Origin of the sequence: Rubrivirga aquatilis (genome assembly GCF_046845665.1) — a bacterium.
Taxonomy (GTDB): domain Bacteria; phylum Bacteroidota; class Rhodothermia; order Rhodothermales; family Rubricoccaceae; genus Rubrivirga.
In genome coordinates this window covers 2489019-2508371 of record NZ_CP177355.1, presented here as the reverse complement: position 1 = coordinate 2508371, position 19353 = coordinate 2489019, and the positions used below count along the sequence as shown (strand labels likewise).

The window sequence follows — 19353 nt, the reverse complement described above, 5'->3', positions numbered from 1 at the left end:
CGAGCGCAGGAGCGCAGGAGCGCAGGAGCGCAGGAGCGCAGGAGCGCAGGAGCGCAGGAGCGCAGGAGCGCAAAGGTGGCCCCGTTTCGCGAGCGTCGCCGTCAGAACCGTGCGAATGCGCAGTGCGGAACGCGAGGTCCCTCTGCCCATGCGCTTTTCCCCTCCCCGGCCCATCGCCAGCCGGCCCTACCCGAACCAGCGGACAGCGTCGTTGAAGATGACGAACACCATCAGCGCCAGGATGAGCGCCACGCCGACCTGCTGGACCACCATCTGGACCTTCAAGCTCGGTTTGCGCCGGACCACGCCCTCATACATCAGGAAGACGAGGTGGCCGCCGTCGAGGGCTGGGATCGGCAGGATGTTGAAGACGGCGAGGGCGATCGACAGGTAGCCCACGAACATCCAGAAGACCTGGGGGCCGCGGTCGGCCGCCTCCTTGGACTGCTTGGCGATCATCAGCGGCCCGCCGACGTTGTCGCGGACGCTCTCGCTGCCGGTCACCAGTTTGCCGATGAAGGCGAAGGTGCCGGTCACGTTCGTGGCCGTCGTCTGGAAGCCGTCGGCCAGCGACTCGCCGATGCTGAGCTGGTCGATCCGCTGGCCGGCGGCGGTGATGTCGCGCGTCACGCCGAGTTGGTAGCCGTCGCCCGAGGCGCGCGGGGCGATCTGGGCCTCGTAAATGGTCGCCGCGCCGCGCCGCTCGACGACGGCGGCGCCCTCGCCGGCCGGGCCGAGCGAGTCGGGCCGGGCCCAGCGGACGGTCACGGCCTCGCCCTCCGTCGCGGCCACCTGCACAGTGAGAGCGTCCCACGAGATGGTCTGCTCGCCGCCGATCGACAGCACGCGGTCGCCGGGCAGGAGGCCCGCCTCGTCAGCGGCGGACCCCGCTGACACGGACGCGAGCACGGGGGGGTATCGGGCCGAGGCGCCGAAGACGGAGCCGAACGAGACCTCGCCGTCGGCGCGCTCGACCTCAAGCGCTTCGCGCGACAGACGAGACGCGAGCGCGGGCTCGGCGATCAGTTCGACCCGGTCGCCCCCACGGAGCACGGTCAGTTCGAACTGGTCGACGATCATCTGTTCGGGCGAGAACACGTCTTCGAGACGCTCGGCGGGCTCGCCGTTGACGCCCACGACGCGGTCGCCGGATTCCAGCCCCATCTCGGCGGCGATGGAGCCCTCGGCGATCTCGAGTGCCACGTTCTCGGCGGGCGTGTAGGGCCGCCCGTTGATGAACACGAGCGCCGCGAACAGCAGGACGGCAAAGACCAGGTTGAAGATGACGCCGGCCGAGATCACGATGACGCGCTGCCAGACCGGCTTGGACCGGTACTCGTCGGGCTCGGGCTCGCTCGCCAGCCCCTCCGCGTCCATGCTCTCGTCCACCATCCCAGCGATCGAGACGTAGCCGCCGAGCGGGATCGCCCCGACGCGGTACTCCGTCTGGCCGACCTTCCGGGCGAAGAGGCTCGGCGGGAAGCCGATCGAGAACGCGTCGACGCGCATCCCGAACAGGCGGGCGGCCAGGAAGTGGCCGAGTTCGTGGACGAACACGAGCACGCCGAGCGCGAGCGCGACCCAGAGGAAGTACGAGAGGGAGTCGAAGATGGCCTCCATAGAGTGGACGGGGATCCGTCAGGCTGGGGTCAGCACCGCCGCGGCTGCGCGGCGGGCGTCGGCGTCAACGGCGGCGAGGGCGTCGAGCGTATCCGCCGGTCGGGCAGACGCGAGCCCCGCTTCGACGAGGCGCGGGATGTCGGTGAAACGGATGTCGCCACGCAGGAAGCGGGCGACGGCGACCTCGTTGGCCGCATTCAGCGCGGCAGGCGCGGAGCCCCCGGTGCGGAGCGCGGCGTACGCGAGGTCGAGGCAGGGGAAACGATCAGTGTCGGCGGCCGTGAACGTCAGCGGGCCGGTTCGGGTCCAGTCGAGGCGGGCGTGCGGGGCGGGCCACCGGTCGGGGAACGACAGGGCCACCTGGATGGGCACCTTCATGTCGGGCGGGCCGACCTGCGCCTTCGAGGACCCGTCGACAAACTCGACGACCGAATGAACGATCGACTCGGGGTGGACCACCACGTCGATGCGGTCGGCGTCGACGCCGAAGAGCCACCGGGCCTCGATGACCTCCAGCCCTTTGTTCATCATCGTGGCCGAGTCCACGGAGATCTTGGCGCCCATCGACCAGTTCGGGTGGTCGACGGCCTCGGCTGGGGTGATGGTGCTGAAGCTGGCGCCGTCACGCTCGCGGAACGGGCCGCCCGAGGCGGTCAGAATCAGCCGCTCGATGGCGTCGACGGGTTCGCCGACCAAGCACTGGAAGAGCGCGGAGTGCTCCGAGTCGACCGGAACGACGACGGCGCCGGACCGCGCGGCGGCGGCCTCGACGAGCGCGCCGGCCACCACGAGCGACTCTTTGTTGGCGAGGGCGACCGTCGTCCCCCGCTCGATCGCCGCGAGCGCCGGCCGCAAGCCGGCGGCGCCCACGATCGCGGCCACGACGATGTCGATGGCCGCATCCTCCGCCAGTTGGCGGACGGCGTCGGCGCCCGCCAGCACGTCGATGCCCGTCCCCGCCAGCGCGGCGCACAGGTCGGCGTACGCCGACTCATCGGCAATCGCGACGCGGTCGGGGCGAACGGCGCGGGCCTGCTCGGCCAGCAGTTCCCACCGCGAGCCGGCGGCCAGGCTGGCGACGCGCAAGCGGTCCGGGAAGAGCGCGGCGACCTCCAGCGCCTGGACCCCGATCGAGCCCGTCGAGCCGAGCACCGCGATCGCGCGCGGGGCTTGGGCGCGGGGCGCGGGCGGTCGGAGGTCGGGGAGCATCGGCAGGCGCCGCACGAACGGCGCACTGGGGGCGTTGACGGGGCGCCAAGATAGCCGTCCGGCTACCTTGACCTGCCCGCCCGCGCCCGTGATGCTCCGCCCCGCCCTGCTCGCGCTCTGTCTCGCCGCCGCGTGTGCGCCGGTGCGGGCGCAGGAGCCGGCCAACGAGCCCGTGAACCGGGGCCGCGCCGTGCTCGACAGCCTCAACCAGTTGCGTGACCAGCGGGCCCGCGAGCCGGAGGACATCCAGAACGAGGCGCAGGAGGTCCGGCGGGAGGGGCCCGTCCGCATCACACGCGGCCCGCGCATCGAGGACGAGCGCGCCAGCTACCGGCTCGCGGTGAACCTGCTGGCGAACGGCCGGCTCGACGAGGCGACCGCCCTCCTCGAAGACCTCTACGCCGAGGACCCGACCGCCGTCGCCGTCTGGCTCAAGCTCGAAGAGGCCTACCTCGCCGCCCGCCGCTTCGACGACGCCGTCGCCCACATCGACGCCTGGATCGCTCGGGCCGGGCCGTCCGTCTCCTTCCTGTCCAAGCGCGGGACGGCCCTGTCGCGCGCCGGTCGGGACAACGAGGCGCGGCAAGCGTGGGCCGACGCGATCGCGCTGGACCCCGACGATCCGCAAGCCTACCGCCGCGTCGCCAGCGAGATCGGCGGCCTGCGGCTCTACGACCAGGCCGCCGAGGTGCTGGCGTCCGGCCGCGAGCGGCTGGGCGACGCCATCTTGCCCGTCGAGCTGGCGCACCTCTACGGCTTGGCGCTCGACTACGACCGCGCCGCCACCCTCTACCTCGATGCGCTCGCGGAGGAGCCCCAGCTCCGGGCGACCGTCCAGTCGCGGCTGACGCGGCTGCTCTCGGGCCGCGACGCCCCCGCCATCTTCGGCGCCGCCATCGACCGGGCCGCCGCGCTCGACCCGCTCAACCGGGCCTACCGCGAGCTCCAGGCGTGGCTGGCGCTGGAGCAGGGCGACTACGACCGCGCCCTCGACGCCGTCCGCGCGCTCGACCGACTCGAAGCCGAGGAGGGCCAGTCGCTCGTCCAGTTCGCCGAGCAGGCCGTCGGGGCGGGCGCCAGCGGTGCGGCGGCGCGGGCCCTCGACGAGGTGCTGACACGCCACCCGACCGGACCCGCGGCCTCCCGCGCCCGGTTCGAGCGGACCCGCCTGTGGGATGCCCAGGCCCGTGAGGCGGCCGCCCTCACCGCCGCCGCCGACTCGGCGCGAGCCGGCTACCTCCGCTACCTCGCTGACTTTCCCGCCGACGACTTCGCCCCGGCCTCGCGCCTCCAGCTCGCCGAGTTGCTGGCGGACGTGTTCCGCGAGTTCGACCGTTCGGAGGAGGTTCTCCGACAGGCCGCCCAGTCGCGCAACCCGGTGATCGCCGCCCGTGCGCGCTTGCGCTTGGGCGATGTCGCCATCCAGCGGGGAGACCTCGCCGCGGCCCGCGCGCAGTTTCAGGATGTCGACCAGGCCGTCCGCATCGGGCCGATCGCGGAGCAGGCGCGCTATGAACTGGCGCTCATTGATGTGTACGAGGGGTTCATGTATTCGGCGCTCGCCCGCGTGGAGGCGCTCGACGAAAACACGGCCGCCGATGCCTCGAACGACGCCATCGCGCTCCGGGTGACGCTGTCCGAGGCGCTGGGCGGTGGCGCCGACCTCGACCTCGACCTCGACCTCGACGCCGACCGCTCCGACGAGCCGTTGCACGTCTACGGCCGCGCCGCGCTGCGCTTCCGCCAGGGCGCGTTCCCCGAGACGCTCGCGACGCTCGACTCGCTCGACGCGGCGCTGACGTCCACCGCCCCGCTCGCCGACGAGTCGCTGTATCTCCGGGCCGCGGTCCAGTTTGCCCAGGGAGAAGACGCGGTCGCCGTCGCCACGCTCGACAAGCTGTTGGTGGACGTCCCCTCATCCTACTTCGGCGACCGTGCGCTACGCCGTCAGGCGGAGGCCTTCGAGGGCATGGGCGATCCCGGCTCCGCTGCCGACCGCTACGATCGGCTCTTGGAGCGCTACCCCGGCTCCCCGCTCGCGCCCGCCGCGCGCGAGGCGTTGCGCCGCCTGCGCTCCTCCCCCTCCTGAGCCTGCCATGAGAGTCCTCGCCGTCGCGTTCGCGCTCCTCGCCAGCACCCCGTCCGCCCAGAACCTGCTCGTCCCGATGGACGACGCGCAGGCCGACCACCTGCGTGCGTATGGCGCCGTCTACCACGCGCTCGACCTCGGCCTCGAAGTGGACTGGCTGCTCAACGTCCGCGGCGGGGCGTTCGTGATGCCCGACGTTTCGGACCTGCGGACGGAGCTCCGCTCACGCGGCGTCACCTTCGAGTCGACCGACGGGGCCGCTGAGGTGGACGCCGCCGAGTCGCCGGCGGCGAACACGTCCGTCGTGCGACTCGAGAAGGCGCCGTCGATCGCCGTCTACGCCCCGGACCAGACGCTGCCCTGGGACGACGCCGTGCTACTCGCGCTGACGTACGCCGAGGTCCCCTACGAGCAGATCTACGACGCCGACGTGCTCGCGGGCCGGCTCGGCGAGTTCGACTGGGTCCACCTCCACCACGAGGACTTTACGGGCCAGTACGGCAAGTTCTACTCGATGTACCACGGGCAGGCGTGGTACCAGCAGCAACAGCAGGAGGCCGAGACGTCGGCGCGCGCGTTCGGGTTCGGGAAGGTCAGTGAACTGAAGCTGGCGGTCGCCCAGGCCATCCGCGGCTACGTGGTAGAGGGTGGGTTCCTGTTCGCGATGTGCTCCGGCGCCGACACGTTCGACCTTGCCCTCGCGACGGCCGGGCTCGACATCGCCCCGGCCCAGATCGACGGCGACGGCCAGACGCCGAACGTGTCGTCGATGCTCGACTTCTCAGGCACGATGGCCTTCCAGGACTTCCGGCCCGTCCTCAACCTGATGGAGTACGAGCACGCCGACATCGACAGCCCGCCACCGCCCGCGCTCCGCAACCCGCTGACGGACTACTTCACGCTCTTCGAGTTCTCGGCGCGGTGGGACCCCGTCCCGACGATGCTGACGCAGAACCACGTCGCCAGCGTGCGCGGGTTCATGGGCCAGACGACCGCCTTCCGCCCCACAGCCATCAAGCCGGGCGTGGTGATTCTCGGTGAGAGCCCAACGACAGGCGCCGTCCGCTACCTCTACGGCCCGGCCGGACAGGGCTTCTTCGCCTTCTACGGCGGCCACGACCCCGAGGACTACCAGCACTTTGTCGGCGACCCACCGACGGACCTGTCGCTGCACCGGAACTCGCCGGGCTACCGGCTCATTTTGAACAACGTCCTGTTCCCAGCCGCGAAGAAGCAGCCGCAGAAGACCTAGCCGTGGCGCGTGGCCGCGACCCGTCGATGACGGCCCAACCGGGGCCGTGCGAGACCACCGACGTGGTGCGCGTCGTGACCGTCTTCTCCATCGTCGGAGCGGCCGGAGCGGCGGTCGTCGTCGGCTTTACAGGTCTCCTCGACGCATCCTCGTTCTCGCCCCTCTCGCTCGCCATGATCCCGTGCGGAGCCGGAGCTGCAGCGTTGGCGGGCTACCTCTTGGGACGCCCGTTTTGCACGGCTCCACCGAGCCGATCCATCGGCGCCTCCGCGCTGGTAGGGGTCTTGGTGGGCGTGTCCATCGTCGCCCTCGCGTACTTCCTGTTCGCGCTCGTCTACGGCACGCTGTTTACCGTCGCGACCAGGGAGCCGGCGGCCACTGTCCTCTTGTACCTCAGGCTTGGGGCCGCCCTCAGCTCGATCCTCCTGCTACCCCTCGGAGCCGCCACCGGACTGCTGCTGGCCCTGGCCGCCAGCGACCGAAGCCGCGCTCGACCCGTCGATCCGCCCCCGCCGCTCGAAGATCTCTGACCGAATCCGTGCCGACCCTCACTCTCGAGTCCACGTCCTGCCGCCCCTCCCAACCGAGGGGGACCGGACGCAGGGTCGTCTGCTTTGCGATCGCGGGGGGCATCGCGGCCGCCACCGTCGCCGATTGGTTTGGTTCGATGATCGGCGTCCCCCCCCCCGTTCTGATCGGGGTGGGCACGGCTGGCGCTGGGGTGGCGGCCTGGCTTCTCCGGCAGACACTCGCGGAGGCTCAGGGCAAGGGATCCGTCTATGAGGGCGCGATGACGGGGATGAGTGTGGCTGTGCTGGCCTACGCGCTCGTCGCGCTCGCCGTCGGCGCGGGGTACCTGTTCACTGGAATGCCAGTCGTCGTTGTGGTCATCGGGTTCGTTCTGCTAGGCCTGTTCACCTCCATCGTGTACCTCCCTCTGGGTGCGCTCGCCGGCATCGTCTCCGTGGTGTTGACGGCCCAATCTCCGTCCCCTACGCCCCCGTGAACTCGCGCCAGAGCGTCCAGGCCCAGGGCTGCTCGCGGATCTTGTTCGAGAAGCGGTCGAGGAGCGCCTGTTCGTCCATGTCCAGCGGGCCGTCGAGCTCGATGTGGAGGAGCCCCCCCCGGAACGACGTGTCGATGGCGTAGATCGGGACGCGAGCGGCCTTCGCCAGCCGGACCGCCCCGACGGGGAGCGGCCGCTCGGTCCCCGCCAGCCGGCGGCGTGGGGCCTCCGGCTCGGGCACGTCCTGCAGGATGATCAGGCTCTGGCCACTCCGCAGCGCGCGGATGTACGCCAGCGGCGACCCGCCCGGGACGATCTGCACGGGCTGGATGAGCTGGGTCCGCACCTCGGCCTGAAACGCCGCCCACCGTTCGGACGGCGCGATGGTGTCCGGGGCCGGTCCGTTCTCCCCGCCGTAGGGGTAGCGCACGACGCGGTCGCCGCGCTCGACCGCCAGCCGCGCCGCGCCGATCATGCCGTAGGCGCTCCACCCGACCATCACGGCCGCCTCTCCCGTCTCTTCGAACGCCCGCAAGCCTGGGCCCTTAAGGATGGGGTCGTGCGGACGGAGGTAGACGTAGTCGCCCCGGAAGCGCTCGACGGCCTTCAGGTACGCGAACCGGAGATGGTGGACCGGCCCCGCGCTCACGCCGATCTGGCGCAGGTACGCCCGCGTCTCGCGCGGCGAGGTCGCCAGAACGAGGGGCGTCGCGGCGACGGCCAGCGCCCGGGCCACGGCATCGAACCGGCCAGGCTGCATCCGGGCTGCCAGGGGACGGACCCGCTCGTAGAGGAGCCGGTCGACAAGGCGTTGGACGGCGGGGAGGATCGGCATGCGGGAGGTCGGACCGGAGGAGTATCGGGCCGCCTCACTGGGAGACAAGCGGAAAAGAGGATCGAAGAAATGAAGATGTCGTTCCGATGCGCCTCGGCAAGACGCGTTGCCGCCATGGCCCTTCCGCGGCTCCCGTCCTCCCCTCCTCTTCTCCGGCTTCCGTCGGGCAAGCTCTGCCGCGGACCTAGCTTCCACGCTCCCCAGATTCCGCGAATCCGTGCCCGATAAGACGCCCTCCGCCAGCCAGTGCACGATGAACGAGCTCGTGCTCCCCAACGACACGAACACGTTGGGCAACCTGATGGGCGGGCGGCTCCTGCACTTCATGGACGTCTGCGCCGCCATCGCGGCCCAGCGCCACTCCCACCGCACCGTCGTCACCGCGTCGGTGGACTCCGTCGACTTCCGGGCTGCGATCCGGCTCGGGGAGGTCGTGGTGCTGGAGGCGACCGTCAACCGGGCGTTCACCACGTCGATGGAGGTCGGGATCGACGTGTGGGCCGAGGACAACAGCACGGGCACCCGCCGCCACTGCAACCGGGCGTTCTACACGTTCGTGGCCGTCGACCAGAGCGGCCGGCCGATCCCCGTGCCGCCGCTAACCCCGCAGACCGACGCGGAACAGTCGCGCTTCGAGGCCGCTGCCCGCCGCCGCGAACTTCGGCTCGTGCTGGCGGGCCGGCTCCGCCTCGAAGACGCCGACCAACTCCGCCAGCACCTCGACGACCTCGCGCTGGAGCCGCCCGGGGAGCCGACGCCGTAACGGGGGCGTACACGGCACGGCTCCCCCCTCTCCCTCTCCCCTCGACATGCGCTCCCTTCTCCTCGCCGCCGCCTTGCTGGTGGCCGCCCCCGCCTCCGCCCAGCTTGCCATCGGTGGCCAGATCGGCACCCCCACCGGCCTCTCGCTCAAAGCGGGGTCCGGCGCGGGCGCCGTCATCCTCGCCATCGGCTGGGACCTCGACGACTCGGTCTCGGCCGAGGGCCACTACCTGCTCCGCTCGCGCCGCCTGCAGGGCTCCGACACCAACCTGGCGCTCTTCTACGGGCCCGGCGTGTTCGTGCACACCGGGGGCCGCGACGCCTTCGGCGTGAGCCTGGGGGTCGGTTTGGAGGCGCCACTCACCCAGGAGATCGAGATCTACGGGCTCGTCTCCCCACGCCTTCAGCTCGTCGAGGAGACCGACTTCGACCTGGGCGCCGGGCTCGGCCTTCGGCTCCGCCTCTAGCTTCCGCCATGACCGACACGCTCTCCCGCCCCATCCGCGTCCTCATCGCCAAGGTCGGCCTCGACGGCCACGACCGGGGCGCCAAGGTGGTCGCCGCCGCCCTCCGCGACGCGGGGATGGAGGTGATCTACACCGGCTTGCGCAAGTCGCCCGACGTGATCGTACGTGCGGCTGAGGAGGAGGACGTCGACGTGGTCGGCGTCTCGATCCTCTCGGGCGCGCACGGGACGGTGCTGCCCCGCTTGCGGACGCTGCTCGACGAGGCCGGGCTGGACGACGTGATCTTGGTGGCCGGCGGCACAATCCCGCAGGCGGATGCGGATGACCTGCTGGCGCGCGGTGTCGTGGGCCACGTGTTCACGCCCGGGGCGCCCCTCGCCGACATCACCGCCGCGCTCGACGCGGCCGTGCGCGAGCGGCGGTCGTAATGCTGCCGCCCCGGATTCTGGTGACCGGCGCCAACGGCCTGGTCGGGCAGGCGTTCGTGCGGGCGGCGGCGCGCGAGCCCGGCGCGGACGTGCTGGCGACCGGCCGGGGCCCCGCCCTCGCGCGCTCACGCGGGGGCTACGCCCGGCTCGACGTGCTCGATGGCGGGGCCGTCGACCGCGTGATGCAGGACTTCGCGCCCGACGTGGTGCTCCACGCCGCCGGGATGTCGAGCGTCGAGGCCTGCGAGGCCGACCGCGAGGCGTGCTGGGCCCTCAACGTCGACGCCGTCGCCACCCTCGCACAGGCGTGCGGCCGGCACGGCGCGCGGCTGGTGCTGCCGTCGACGGACTTCCTCTTCGACGGGCTCGCGGGCCCCTATGCAGAGGCCGACCGCCCCGCGCCGATCAACGCCTACGGCCGCTCGAAGCTGGCGGCCGAGAACGCGCTCCGGCTGTCCCGCCTCGACGACTGGGCCGTCGTGCGGACGACGATGGTCTTTGGCGTGCCCGCCGGCGTGCCCCGCCTCGATCTCGTTCGCTGGGTGGTGCGCGAGCTCACGGCCCGGCGCCCGATCCGTGTCGCGGCGGACCAACTCCGCACGCCGACCTTCGACGACGACCTGGCCGACGGCGTGATGCGGCTCGTCCGCCAGCGTCGCGGCGGCGTCTTCCACATCGCCGGCCGGGAGGTGCTCACGGTCTTCCAACTCGCGCTCCAGGTCGCCCAAGCGTTCGGGCTCGACCCAGACCTCATCTCGCCCACGACGACGGCGGAGCTGCACCCCGGCGCGCCCCGCCCGCTCCGCGCGGGCTTGCTGATCCTGCGCGCCGAGAGCGAGCTGGGCTTCCACCCGACCCCGTTGGACGCCTCGCTGGCAACCGTCCGCGAGCGGCTGGCGCTGCGCGAGCGGGTGTAGACCGCGCTACTGGGCGGGGACGAACAGCAGCTGGTCGACCGTCGAGTCGGCGGGAAGGACGGTGAGGTAGAGGCCCTCGCGGCGCATCACGGATGCCCCCATCACGTGTCGCTCCAGCTCCAACGCGCCGGCCGGGCAGGCCTTTTTGGTGCACGCCAGCGGCCCGTCGATGGTGAGCACGCTGTCCTGCGCGGCGTAGCGGCCGGAGCATGCGTTGCACGACTGGATCGCCAGCGACCCCTCGGGCCCGAACGAGATCTCTGCGGGCTCGGCCCGGACCACGTCGCCGTCGGCCGTCACGATCCGCTCCAGCGACCAGGTCGTCCCTGGCACCTCGGCGGCGATGCCGACGGGCGCCGACGGGCTGCAGGCCGCGAGCGCGGCGGTTCCGAGGACGGCGAGGAGCAGGGCGAGGCGCACGGCGAGATCGGGGGGACGCCTCAAACTAGGGCCCGCCAAGGCCTCGCGAAGCCGCCCCCGCCGCTCGCGGCGTCCCCAGACCCCGGGCTAGCTTCCAGCCGTCCCCTCTCCCCGACCGATGATCAGCCTCGACCTCCTGCGCGACGACCCCGACCGCGTCCGAACGGACATGGGAGACAAGCGGATCGGCGACCCCGCCGCCGTCGACCGCGCCCTCGACGCCGACACGCGCCGTCGTCAGGCGGTCACGGACCTCGACGCCAAGCGCCAGCGGCAGGGCGAGCTGGGCCGCGAGATCGGGCCGCTGATGAAGGCGGGCAAGCGCGACGAAGCGCAGGGCCTGCTGGCGGAGTCGAACGCCCTCAAGGCCGAGATCAAGACGGGCGAGGACGCGGTCCGCGAGCTCGACGAGACGTTGCGCGCGGCGCTCTTGGAGATCCCGAACACGCTGCACCCGTCGGTCCCGCGCGGCGGCGAGGACGCGAACCGCGTCGACATGGAATGGGGCACGAAGCCGACGTTCGACTTTGAAGCGCTCCCCCACTGGGACCTCGCGGAGCGGCACGGGCTCGTCGACTTCGAGCGCGGCGCGAAGGTGGCCGGCGCTGGCTTCCCGTTCTACGTCGGCAAGGGCGCCCGTCTCCAACGCGCCCTGATCGCTCTCTTCCTTGACCTCGCGACCGAGGCGGGCTACACCGAGATCCAGGCACCCATTTTGGTGAACGAGGCGTCGGGCATCGGGACGGGACAGCTGCCTGACAAGGAGGGCCAGATGTACCACACGTCAGCCGACGACCTCTACTTGGTCCCCACCGCCGAGGTGCCGCTGACGAACTACCTCCGCGACGAGGTGCTGGCGGCCGACGACCTCCCGCGCTTGTACACCGGCTACACGCCGTGCTTCCGCCGCGAGGCCGGGAGCTACGGCAAGGACGTGCGGGGGCTCAACCGGCTCCACCAGTTCGACAAGGTCGAGCTGGTCCGCTTTGTCCACCCCGACGACAGCTACGACCATCTCGAAGCGATGCTGGCGGACGCCGAGCGCGCCGTGCAGGCGCTCGGGCTCCCCTACCGCCGGTTGACGCTCGCGAGCGGGGATCTCGGCATGACCCAGTCCAAGACGTACGACCTCGAGGTGTGGAGCGCCGGGCAGGGCCGCTGGCTCGAGGTGTCGTCGGTGTCCAACGTCGAGGCGTACCAGGCGCAGCGCGCGAACGTCCGGTTCCGTCCGGCGGAGGGCGAGAAGCCGCAGTTCGTCCACACCCTCAACGGGTCGGCCCTCGCGCTCCCGCGAATCGTGGCGGCGCTCCTCGAGAACGGCCAGCAGGCCGACGGTTCGATCCGACTGCCGGAGCGGCTGGCGGCGATGGCCGGGTTCGACACCATCGGCTGACCTGCCTCGCCCTGGTGCCGGCGCCGAAGCGGCCAGACTCGCGGGCACGGCTTGGCAGGCCCCCCCGACGGCGACCGGCAACGTCACCGCAGAGGCCCATCGGGGATCGATAGTTTTGAGAGCGGCCTCTCCGCCGATACTGTTCTCCCCCGCTCAGGCTCCGATGGACCGTCGCCGCTTTCTCCGCCCTCGGGCCACCGACGACGCCCAAGCGCTCCCCCCGGCTGAGCCGCCGCCCTACGCGGGCGGCCTCGCTCCGTTCGCGCCTGCCGCCTCCGCGCCGTGGGACGCGCGCCGTGCCGCGCACCTCGTCCGTCGGACGGGCTTCGGCCTCGACGCCTCGGCGGTCGATCAGCATGTGCAGACGACGCCCGCCGACGCCGTCGCAGGGACGGTCGACGCCGCCCTCGCGGCCGGGACGCCGCCTCGCCCGTACTGGGCTGACATCCCCCGCCCCCCCAGCTCGGCGTCCGAGGCAGAAAAAGAGGCGTACGAGCAAGCCAACCGAGAGGGCCTCATCGACTCTCGCGAGTCGGTCGTCCGGGAAGCGCTCGGCCTTCGGCACCCGGGGTCGCCTCTCCGAGAGCGGCTGGCGATGCTCTGGCACAGCGTGGTCCCGGTAAGCAGCGTCGAGACGGGCAACCGGGGCCACCGCAACTACGAGTACTGGTATCTCCTGCGCCGTCATGCGCTCGGCCGCTACGACGAACTCATCCATGAGATCGGCCGGACGCCGTCGATGTTGAAGTATCTCGACGGCGATCAGAATCGGGTCGGCAACCCGAACGAGAACTTTGCCCGCGAGCTGCTGGAGCTGTTCACCATGGGCATCACCGGCCCCGACGGGTCGCCGAACTACACCCAGCAGGACATCGGGGAACTGGCGCGAGCACTGACGGGCTGGACGGCCCCCAACACTCAACTCACGTCCGTCCTCAACCCCAACCGGTTCGACGCCGGTGAAAAGACGGTCCTCGGCGTCACCGGGGCGCTGGACTACGACGGGGCGATGGCGCTCATCTTCTCGGCGCGCCGCACGGCCGTCGCCCACTACGTCGCGCGGCGCCTGTACCGCGAGTTCGTCCACGACATCCCCAACGAGGAGGTCGTCGAGGAGCTGGCGGGGGTGCTCGACGGCGCGGACTTCGCCATCGAGCCGGCCGTGCGAGCGTTGCTCGGCAGCGCGCACTTCTTCTCGGACGGCGTCCTCGCGGCCAAAATCAAGAGCCCCTTCGAGCACGTCGTCGGCCTGCTGCGAACGACGGGCGCCGCGGACCCGGACGCGCTCGTCGGCCGCGTCCTTCGGCAATCGCGCGACGCCGGCCAACGCCCCTTCGATCCCCCCAACGTCTCGGGATGGGCCGTCGGCCGCAGTTGGCTCGACACTAGCACTCTCCCGACGCGGTGGCTCACCAGCGACGACGTGATAAGCCGAGGCTCCATCGCGCAGGATTTCGCGCTCTCCCTGCCGAACCCGTTCGATCCGTACCTCCTCGTCGACGATCTCGCCGACCGGATGATCTCGGTCCCCGTGCCCGAGCCCACGCGCACTGAAGCCGTCGAGATTCTCCTCGCCGGCATTCCGGATTACGAGTGGAACCCTAAGGCGTCCACCGCCCCCGCTCGCATCCGGGCGACCCTTCAGTTTCTCGCTCGGCTGCCCGAGTACCAGCTCCTCTAGCCATGTGCCACTCCCACGCGCATCGGCCCCGCGCAGCTTCTCTCGACCACGGCGCCGCGCACGATCGCGACCACCACGACTGGACGCGCCGGGACTTCATCCTCCGCGCCGGCCTCGGAACGGCGGCGGCGGTCACTCTGGGCAGCACCCGCGCCTACGCCCTCGACGGGGGCTCGTTGCTAGGTCGCCTCTCCGCGCTCGACACGGACCGGGTGTTGGTGCTGGTCCAGCTCTCCGGTGGCAACGATGGGTTGAACACCATCGTCCCGATCCGCAACGACCTCTACTACCAGGCGCGCCCGTCGATCGCCATCGCCAGCCAGGACACGGTGGCGCTCAGCGCGGACGTCGGGATGCATTCCGGGCTGGCTCCGCTGGAAGGGCTGTGGGGAGACGGCCACCTCGGCATCGTCCACGGGGTCGGCTACGACGACTCCAGCCTGTCGCACTTTGCGGCGACCGACATCTGGTCGACGGCCCGAACGGAACCGGACCGCTACGACGGCGGCTGGGTCGGCGGAGGCCTTCGCACCGCGTTTCCGACGTACGAAGACCAGCTCCCGGAGCACCCGCCGGCGGTCCAGCTCGGATCGTACAACCCGCTGCTGTTCCAGAGCGGAGAGAGCGACCTCAGCATGCGGATCGCGAGCACGAACCTGCTCGAACAGATCGTCGCCGGGCAGGGGCTCTACGACCCCAGCGACATCGCTCCGACGCCGTCGGGCTCGGAGCTCGGATTCATCCGCGCCATCTCGAACGCCTCGAACGTCTACATCGGCGCGGTTCAGCAGGCCGGCACCGACGGGACGAACGCCGTCGAGTACCCGTCGTCCACGCTGGCGAACAACCTGGCCGCGGTCGCTCGGCTCATCAAAGGGGGCCTCGACTCCCGGATCTACCTGGTCTCGCTGGGCGGGTTCGACACCCACGCCAACCAGCTCGACCGTCAGCAGACCCTTCTCGGCCAACTCGGCGGCGCGCTGGCGGCATTCCAGGCCGACCTCGGCGCGTCCGGGGACGACGAGCGCGTCCTGACGATGACGTTCTCCGAGTTCGGGCGGCGCGTCGCCGAGAACGGCTCGAACGGCACCGACCACGGTACCGCCGCCCCGCTGTTCGCACTGGGTAAGGGGGTACAGGGCGGCTTCTTCGGCGCGGCGCCGGACCTCAGCGACCTGGACAACACGGGCAACGTGCGCCACTCGACGGATTTCCGGTCCGTCTATGCCGCCGCGCTCGGCTCCTGGCTCGGACTCGAACCCACCGACCTCGTCGGCATCCTTGGCGGCGACTACGACCCCGTCGGATTCGTCGGGGCGCGCGGCGTCTCGGCCGATCCGTCGGCACCCGATGCAGCGCTCGTTCTGGGGTCGCCCTCGCCCAACCCGGTGCGCGACCGGGCCCGGATTCCGTTCTCGGTAGGATCGACTGCGCACGCAACGATCCGCGCCTTCGATGTGCGCGGCCGATTGGTGGCCCGCCTAGCGGACCGGACCTACCCGCCGGGCTCCTACTCGGTGGACTTCGATGCGAGCCGCTTGCCGGCCGGGGTGTACCTCCTCCGACTGGACGCCCTGGGGCAGACCCGACTGGTTCAAGCCACCGTCGTCCGCTAGTCTCCGGCCGGGTGCCGACGCATGCGCAGCATCGGCCCGCCGCCAAATACTTCCATGGGCAACCGTGTCGGCTTCGGCCGCGCAGAGACGCCACCGACTGGGAGGGCCGTCAGGCGATCGCGGCGCGGCGGGGCCTGATGACCCGGTCCAGAAGCGCCGAGGCGTGCCCGTCCCGGACGATGAACCCGAGGGCCCGCGTCGGCTCCCCGACCCACCGATACTCCCGTCTCCCCGCGCCCCCGCCCATGGCCCTGCGACTCCCCGCGACCGACGACGCCCCGCCGCGCTGGTCCCGCCCGCCGCTCACGTCCACGCCTCGCGAGGTCGCTCCCGGCACCTTTGCGCCTGCTGGCGCCCCGCTGGGCTGGTCGTTTCGCCGCGAGGCCGAGGCCCGGACGTCAGCCCGTGTCGCCAGCGCCGCGCTCGTAACCTCCGGTGGGCTCGAGCGCTACGTCCCCACCGACGACGCGCCGTGGACGCCCGACCGCGCCAACCACCTGCTCCAGCGGACCGCGCTCGGAGGCCCCCAGGCCCGTGTCGACGCCGTCTTCGCCCTCGGCGCAGGTGCGGCCGACACCCTCCTCGACCGAGCGGCCGCCCTCCCCGAGACGCCCGAGCCCGTTTGGTTCGACGACGCGTACCCGCCGTGGGACACGCCGGCGTTCGACGCCTACGTGGCCGAGCAGCCTGCCTGGCTCGACGAGACCGAGTGGGGCGTCTACAGCCGCTTGATGGGGGGCGGGGACGGCGACCCGGTCGACCAGGCAGCCGTCGCGTTTCGCGAGCACCTCGCGCTGATCTGGAGCAACCACTTTGTGACGGAGCACGAGTCGTACTTTTTCGCGCCTGTCCTGGCGCGCTACTGGCGGATGCTCCGCCGCCACGCCCTCGGCGACCTGCGGACGTTCATCCACGAGGTCGGCACGAACCCGGCGATGCTGGTCTACCTCAACGGCAACCAGAACCGGAGCTGGGCGCCGAACGAGAACTACGCCCGCGAGCTACTTGAGCTGTTCGCCGTCGGCATCGTCGACGTGTCCGGGCAGACGACCTACACGCAGACGGACGTGGAGGAGCTGGCCCGCGTGCTCACCGGGTGGGAGATCGACTACCAGGGCACGATGGAGCCCGTGTTCTATCCCGAGTGGCACGACGGCGGCCTGAAGACCGTGTTCGGCCAGCGCGGGCGGTGGGGCTACGACGACGTGGTGCCGCTCCTCTTTGCCGAGCGGGGCCAACAGATCGCGCGGCACATCTCAGCGATGCTCTACCGAGCGTTCGTCTACGAGGTGCCGAACCCCGCCATCGTGGACGAGATGGCGGCGTTGATGATCACGTCCGAGTATCAGATCGAGCCCGTCGTCCGCGCGCTCCTCAACAGCGCCCACTTCTACGACGCCGCCGTGGTGCGGGCCAAGATCAAGAGCCCGCTCGCCCACACCGTTGGGCTGTGGACGGCCGTCGGCGTGCCGCACGACCCGGAGGCGTTGGGCTGGCTGCGGTACCGGACGTGGCTGGCGGGGCAGGTGTTGTTCGAGCCGTGGACCGTCGCCGGGTGGCCGGGGGGCCGGACCTGGGTGGACACCTCCACCCTGCCCGTCCGCTGGTACGCCGACGCGACCTCCCTGTGGATCGCCGTCGATGCGCTGGCGCCGTTCGCCCAGTCGACGGCCGAGCCGTTCTCCGCACGGGCGTTCGTCGCCGACACCGCCCGTCTGCTGCTCGGCCGCCCCGCCAGCGCCGCCGAAGTGGACGAATACGTCCGGGTGCTGCTCGACGCCATCCCCGAGTACGAGTGGAACCCGTATGCCGACGGCGCGCCCGTCCGCATCCACGGCCTGATCGAGCACATTGCCCGCCTCCCCGAGTTTCTCCTCAGCTGATCATGTGCCACTCCGACCGACCAATCTCGCTGGCGCACGGGACCGCCCACGACCGTGACCACGCGTCGTGGACGCGGCGGGACTTCATGGCCGGGCTGGGACTCGGCGTCGCCGGGGCCGCCGTGTGGGGGGGCGCCGCGCCCGCGCGCGCTTTCGCCGGGAGCCCGTTGCTGGCGTCGCTGGCGAACGCCGAGACCGACCGGGTGCTCGTCCTCGTCCAGCTCGCGGGCGGGAATGACGGGCTGAACACCGTGATCCCGGTCCGCGACGACCGCTACTACGGCGCCCGCCCCACGCTGGCGATCCCACGCGCCGACACGATCTCGATCGACGACGACACGGGTCTGCACCGCGCGCTCCGCCCCTTCGAGCGGCTGTGGGGCGAGGGCGACCTCGCCATCGTCCGCTCGGTCGGCTACGACGACGGCGACCTCTCGCACTTCCGCTCGACCGACATCTGGTTGTCGGGCTCCGACTCCGAGGAGGTCCTGCAAACCGGCTGGCTCGGGCGTTCGCTGCCGGTCGAGTACCCCGACTTCCTCGTCGACCCGCCGAGCGCCCCGCCGGCGGTCCAGGTCGGCGTGTCGGCCTCCCTCCTCTTCCAGGGACCGGACGCGGGGTATTCGATGTCGGTCCTCGATGTCGACCGCTTCCTCGATCTCGTGGAGAGCCGGCCGCCGTACGACACGGGCGACGTGGCGCCGACGGTCGCGGGCGAGCAACTGGCGTATCTGCGCGGCGTCGCGAACGACGCCTTCCGCTACCGCGACGCCATCGGCGAGGCGGCCACGGCAGCGACGAGCGACGAGGAGTACCCCGACCGGCGCTTCGGCGAAACGTTGTCGGCCGTCGCGCGGCTTGTCAAGGGCCGCCTCGACACGCGCGTCTACCTCGTCTCCATCGACGGCTTCGACACGCACGGCGACCAGGCCGACTCCCACGCGGACCTGCTGGCGACGTTGTCGGGCGCCCTCGACGCGTTCTACGCCGACCTCGCGCGGACCGGCGACGCGGACCGCGTGCTCACGCTGACGTTCTCCGAGTTCGGCCGCCGGATCGAGGAGAACGGATCGTTCGGCACCGACCACGGCACCGCTGCCCCGCTCTTCCTGGCCGGCCCCGCCGTCGCGGGGGGGCTCTACGGCGAAGCGCCCGACCTCGCAGCGCCCGACGAGTACGGCAACCTGCGTCACGAGACGGACTTCCGCTCGGTGTACGCGACCGTCCTCGAGCGCTGGATCGGCCTCGACCGACAGCAGGTGACCTCTGCGCTCGGCGGCGACTTCCCGGTGCTGGACGTGCTCCCGGCGCCCGCTCCGACTGCCAGCGCCCCGCAGCCCTCGGAGGCCGTTCGCCTCGGCTCGCCAGCCCCCAACCCCGTTCGGCACCGCGCCCGCATCCCGTTCGCGCTGGCGGCGCCCGGCCGCGCTACGCTCGACGTGTTCGACGCGCTCGGCCGGCACGTCGCCCGGCTGGCGGATGGGCCGCACGGTGCGGGGCGGCACACGGCCGAGTTCGACGCGAGGCCGTTGCCGTCGGGGACGTACCTCGTCCGGCTGGTGGCGAACGGCGAGCAGCGGACGGTCTCGCTCACGGTCGCCCGCTGAGCCCCCTTGCTCGGTTGAGAAGCCTCCATCGCTTCATCCCGAGCTTGTCGAGGGATCTCTGACGCGCGGGGTAGTGCGCGCTAGAGCTCCCTCGACAAGCTCGGAATGACGACCGTAGGGTCTCCGCGAGCCTTCTCGTTTGCGCACCCGCGACAGCTCCGGCAAGAC

Annotated in this window: 17 protein-coding genes; 13 read left to right on the top strand and 4 right to left on the bottom strand. The window is 71.5% G+C overall.

Going from position 1 to position 19353, the window contains the following annotated elements:
• Positions 1-186 precede the first annotated feature (186 nt).
• On the bottom strand, positions 187-1620 hold the full coding sequence (rseP, locus tag ACLII4_RS10900) for an RIP metalloprotease RseP (RefSeq protein WP_412067427.1): 1434 nt from the start codon (positions 1618-1620) through the stop codon (positions 187-189).
• A gap of 18 nt (positions 1621-1638) precedes the next feature.
• Entirely contained in the window at positions 1639-2829 is a 1191-nt protein-coding gene (locus tag ACLII4_RS10895) for a 1-deoxy-D-xylulose-5-phosphate reductoisomerase (RefSeq protein WP_412067426.1), read from the bottom strand.
• Between the two features lie 91 nt (positions 2830-2920).
• Here ACLII4_RS10895 and ACLII4_RS10890 point away from each other — a divergent pair, with 91 nt between their 5' ends.
• The 4 genes from ACLII4_RS10890 (at position 2921) to ACLII4_RS10875 (ending at position 7176) form a co-directional block, all read left to right on the top strand.
• Positions 2921-4918, top strand: coding sequence for a tetratricopeptide repeat protein (locus ACLII4_RS10890; protein WP_412067425.1), 1998 nt, complete (start codon positions 2921-2923; stop codon positions 4916-4918).
• A 7-nt stretch (positions 4919-4925) separates the two neighbouring features.
• On the top strand, positions 4926-6170 hold the full coding sequence (locus ACLII4_RS10885) for an asparagine synthetase B (protein WP_412067424.1): 1245 nt from the start codon (positions 4926-4928) through the stop codon (positions 6168-6170).
• Positions 6171-6196: 26 nt separating this feature from the next.
• Entirely contained in the window at positions 6197-6700 is a 504-nt protein-coding gene (locus tag ACLII4_RS10880) for a hypothetical protein (RefSeq protein WP_412067423.1), read from the top strand.
• A gap of 137 nt (positions 6701-6837) precedes the next feature.
• Positions 6838-7176, top strand: coding sequence for a hypothetical protein (locus ACLII4_RS10875; RefSeq protein WP_412067422.1), 339 nt, complete (start codon positions 6838-6840; stop codon positions 7174-7176).
• Here the strand turns inward: ACLII4_RS10875 and ACLII4_RS10870 are convergent.
• Positions 7163-8011, bottom strand: coding sequence for a hypothetical protein (locus ACLII4_RS10870; protein WP_412067421.1), 849 nt, complete (start codon positions 8009-8011; stop codon positions 7163-7165). The two genes, ACLII4_RS10875 and ACLII4_RS10870, sit on opposite strands and share 14 nt — an antisense overlap.
• Before the next feature lie 253 nt (positions 8012-8264).
• Between ACLII4_RS10870 and ACLII4_RS10865 the strand changes: the two genes are divergently transcribed.
• From ACLII4_RS10865 to ACLII4_RS10850, 4 genes are read left to right on the top strand one after another with little or no spacing between them, the layout of a single operon-like run.
• A complete protein-coding gene (locus ACLII4_RS10865; RefSeq protein WP_412070562.1) occupies positions 8265-8774 on the top strand; it encodes an acyl-CoA thioesterase in 510 nt (169 codons plus the stop codon).
• A gap of 46 nt (positions 8775-8820) precedes the next feature.
• Positions 8821-9240, top strand: coding sequence for a hypothetical protein (locus tag ACLII4_RS10860; protein WP_412067420.1), 420 nt, complete (start codon positions 8821-8823; stop codon positions 9238-9240).
• Positions 9241-9248: 8 nt separating this feature from the next.
• The gene (locus tag ACLII4_RS10855; protein ID WP_412067419.1) at positions 9249-9668 is read left to right on the top strand and encodes a cobalamin B12-binding domain-containing protein; all 420 of its coding nucleotides are present in this window, start codon (positions 9249-9251) and stop codon (positions 9666-9668) included.
• Positions 9668-10585, top strand: coding sequence for an SDR family oxidoreductase (locus ACLII4_RS10850; protein ID WP_412067418.1), 918 nt, complete (start codon positions 9668-9670; stop codon positions 10583-10585). Before ACLII4_RS10855 ends, ACLII4_RS10850 begins: the two co-directional genes overlap by 1 nt.
• A 6-nt stretch (positions 10586-10591) precedes the next feature.
• Here ACLII4_RS10850 and ACLII4_RS10845 read toward each other — a convergent pair whose 3' ends face one another.
• Positions 10592-11005 (bottom strand): META domain-containing protein, encoded by a 414-nt coding sequence (locus tag ACLII4_RS10845; protein WP_412067417.1) that lies wholly within the window; start codon positions 11003-11005, stop codon positions 10592-10594.
• A 118-nt stretch (positions 11006-11123) separates the two neighbouring features.
• Between ACLII4_RS10845 and serS the strand changes: the two genes are divergently transcribed.
• The 5 genes from serS to ACLII4_RS10820 all read left to right on the top strand — a co-directional run bounded on the left by serS (position 11124) and on the right by ACLII4_RS10820 (position 19185).
• The gene (gene serS, locus ACLII4_RS10840) at positions 11124-12398 is read left to right on the top strand and encodes a serine--tRNA ligase (protein WP_412067416.1); all 1275 of its coding nucleotides are present in this window, start codon (positions 11124-11126) and stop codon (positions 12396-12398) included.
• A gap of 163 nt (positions 12399-12561) precedes the next feature.
• On the top strand, positions 12562-14079 hold the full coding sequence (locus tag ACLII4_RS10835; protein ID WP_412067415.1) for a DUF1800 domain-containing protein: 1518 nt from the start codon (positions 12562-12564) through the stop codon (positions 14077-14079).
• 2 nt (positions 14080-14081) lie between these two features.
• Entirely contained in the window at positions 14082-15695 is a 1614-nt protein-coding gene (locus ACLII4_RS10830; RefSeq protein WP_412067414.1) for a DUF1501 domain-containing protein, read from the top strand.
• A gap of 245 nt (positions 15696-15940) precedes the next feature.
• Entirely contained in the window at positions 15941-17578 is a 1638-nt protein-coding gene (locus ACLII4_RS10825; protein ID WP_412067413.1) for a DUF1800 domain-containing protein, read from the top strand.
• Positions 17579-17580: 2 nt separating this feature from the next.
• Positions 17581-19185, top strand: a complete 1605-nt coding sequence (locus tag ACLII4_RS10820) for a DUF1501 domain-containing protein (protein ID WP_412067412.1) — start codon at positions 17581-17583, stop codon at positions 19183-19185.
• Positions 19186-19353: the final 168 nt, after the last annotated feature.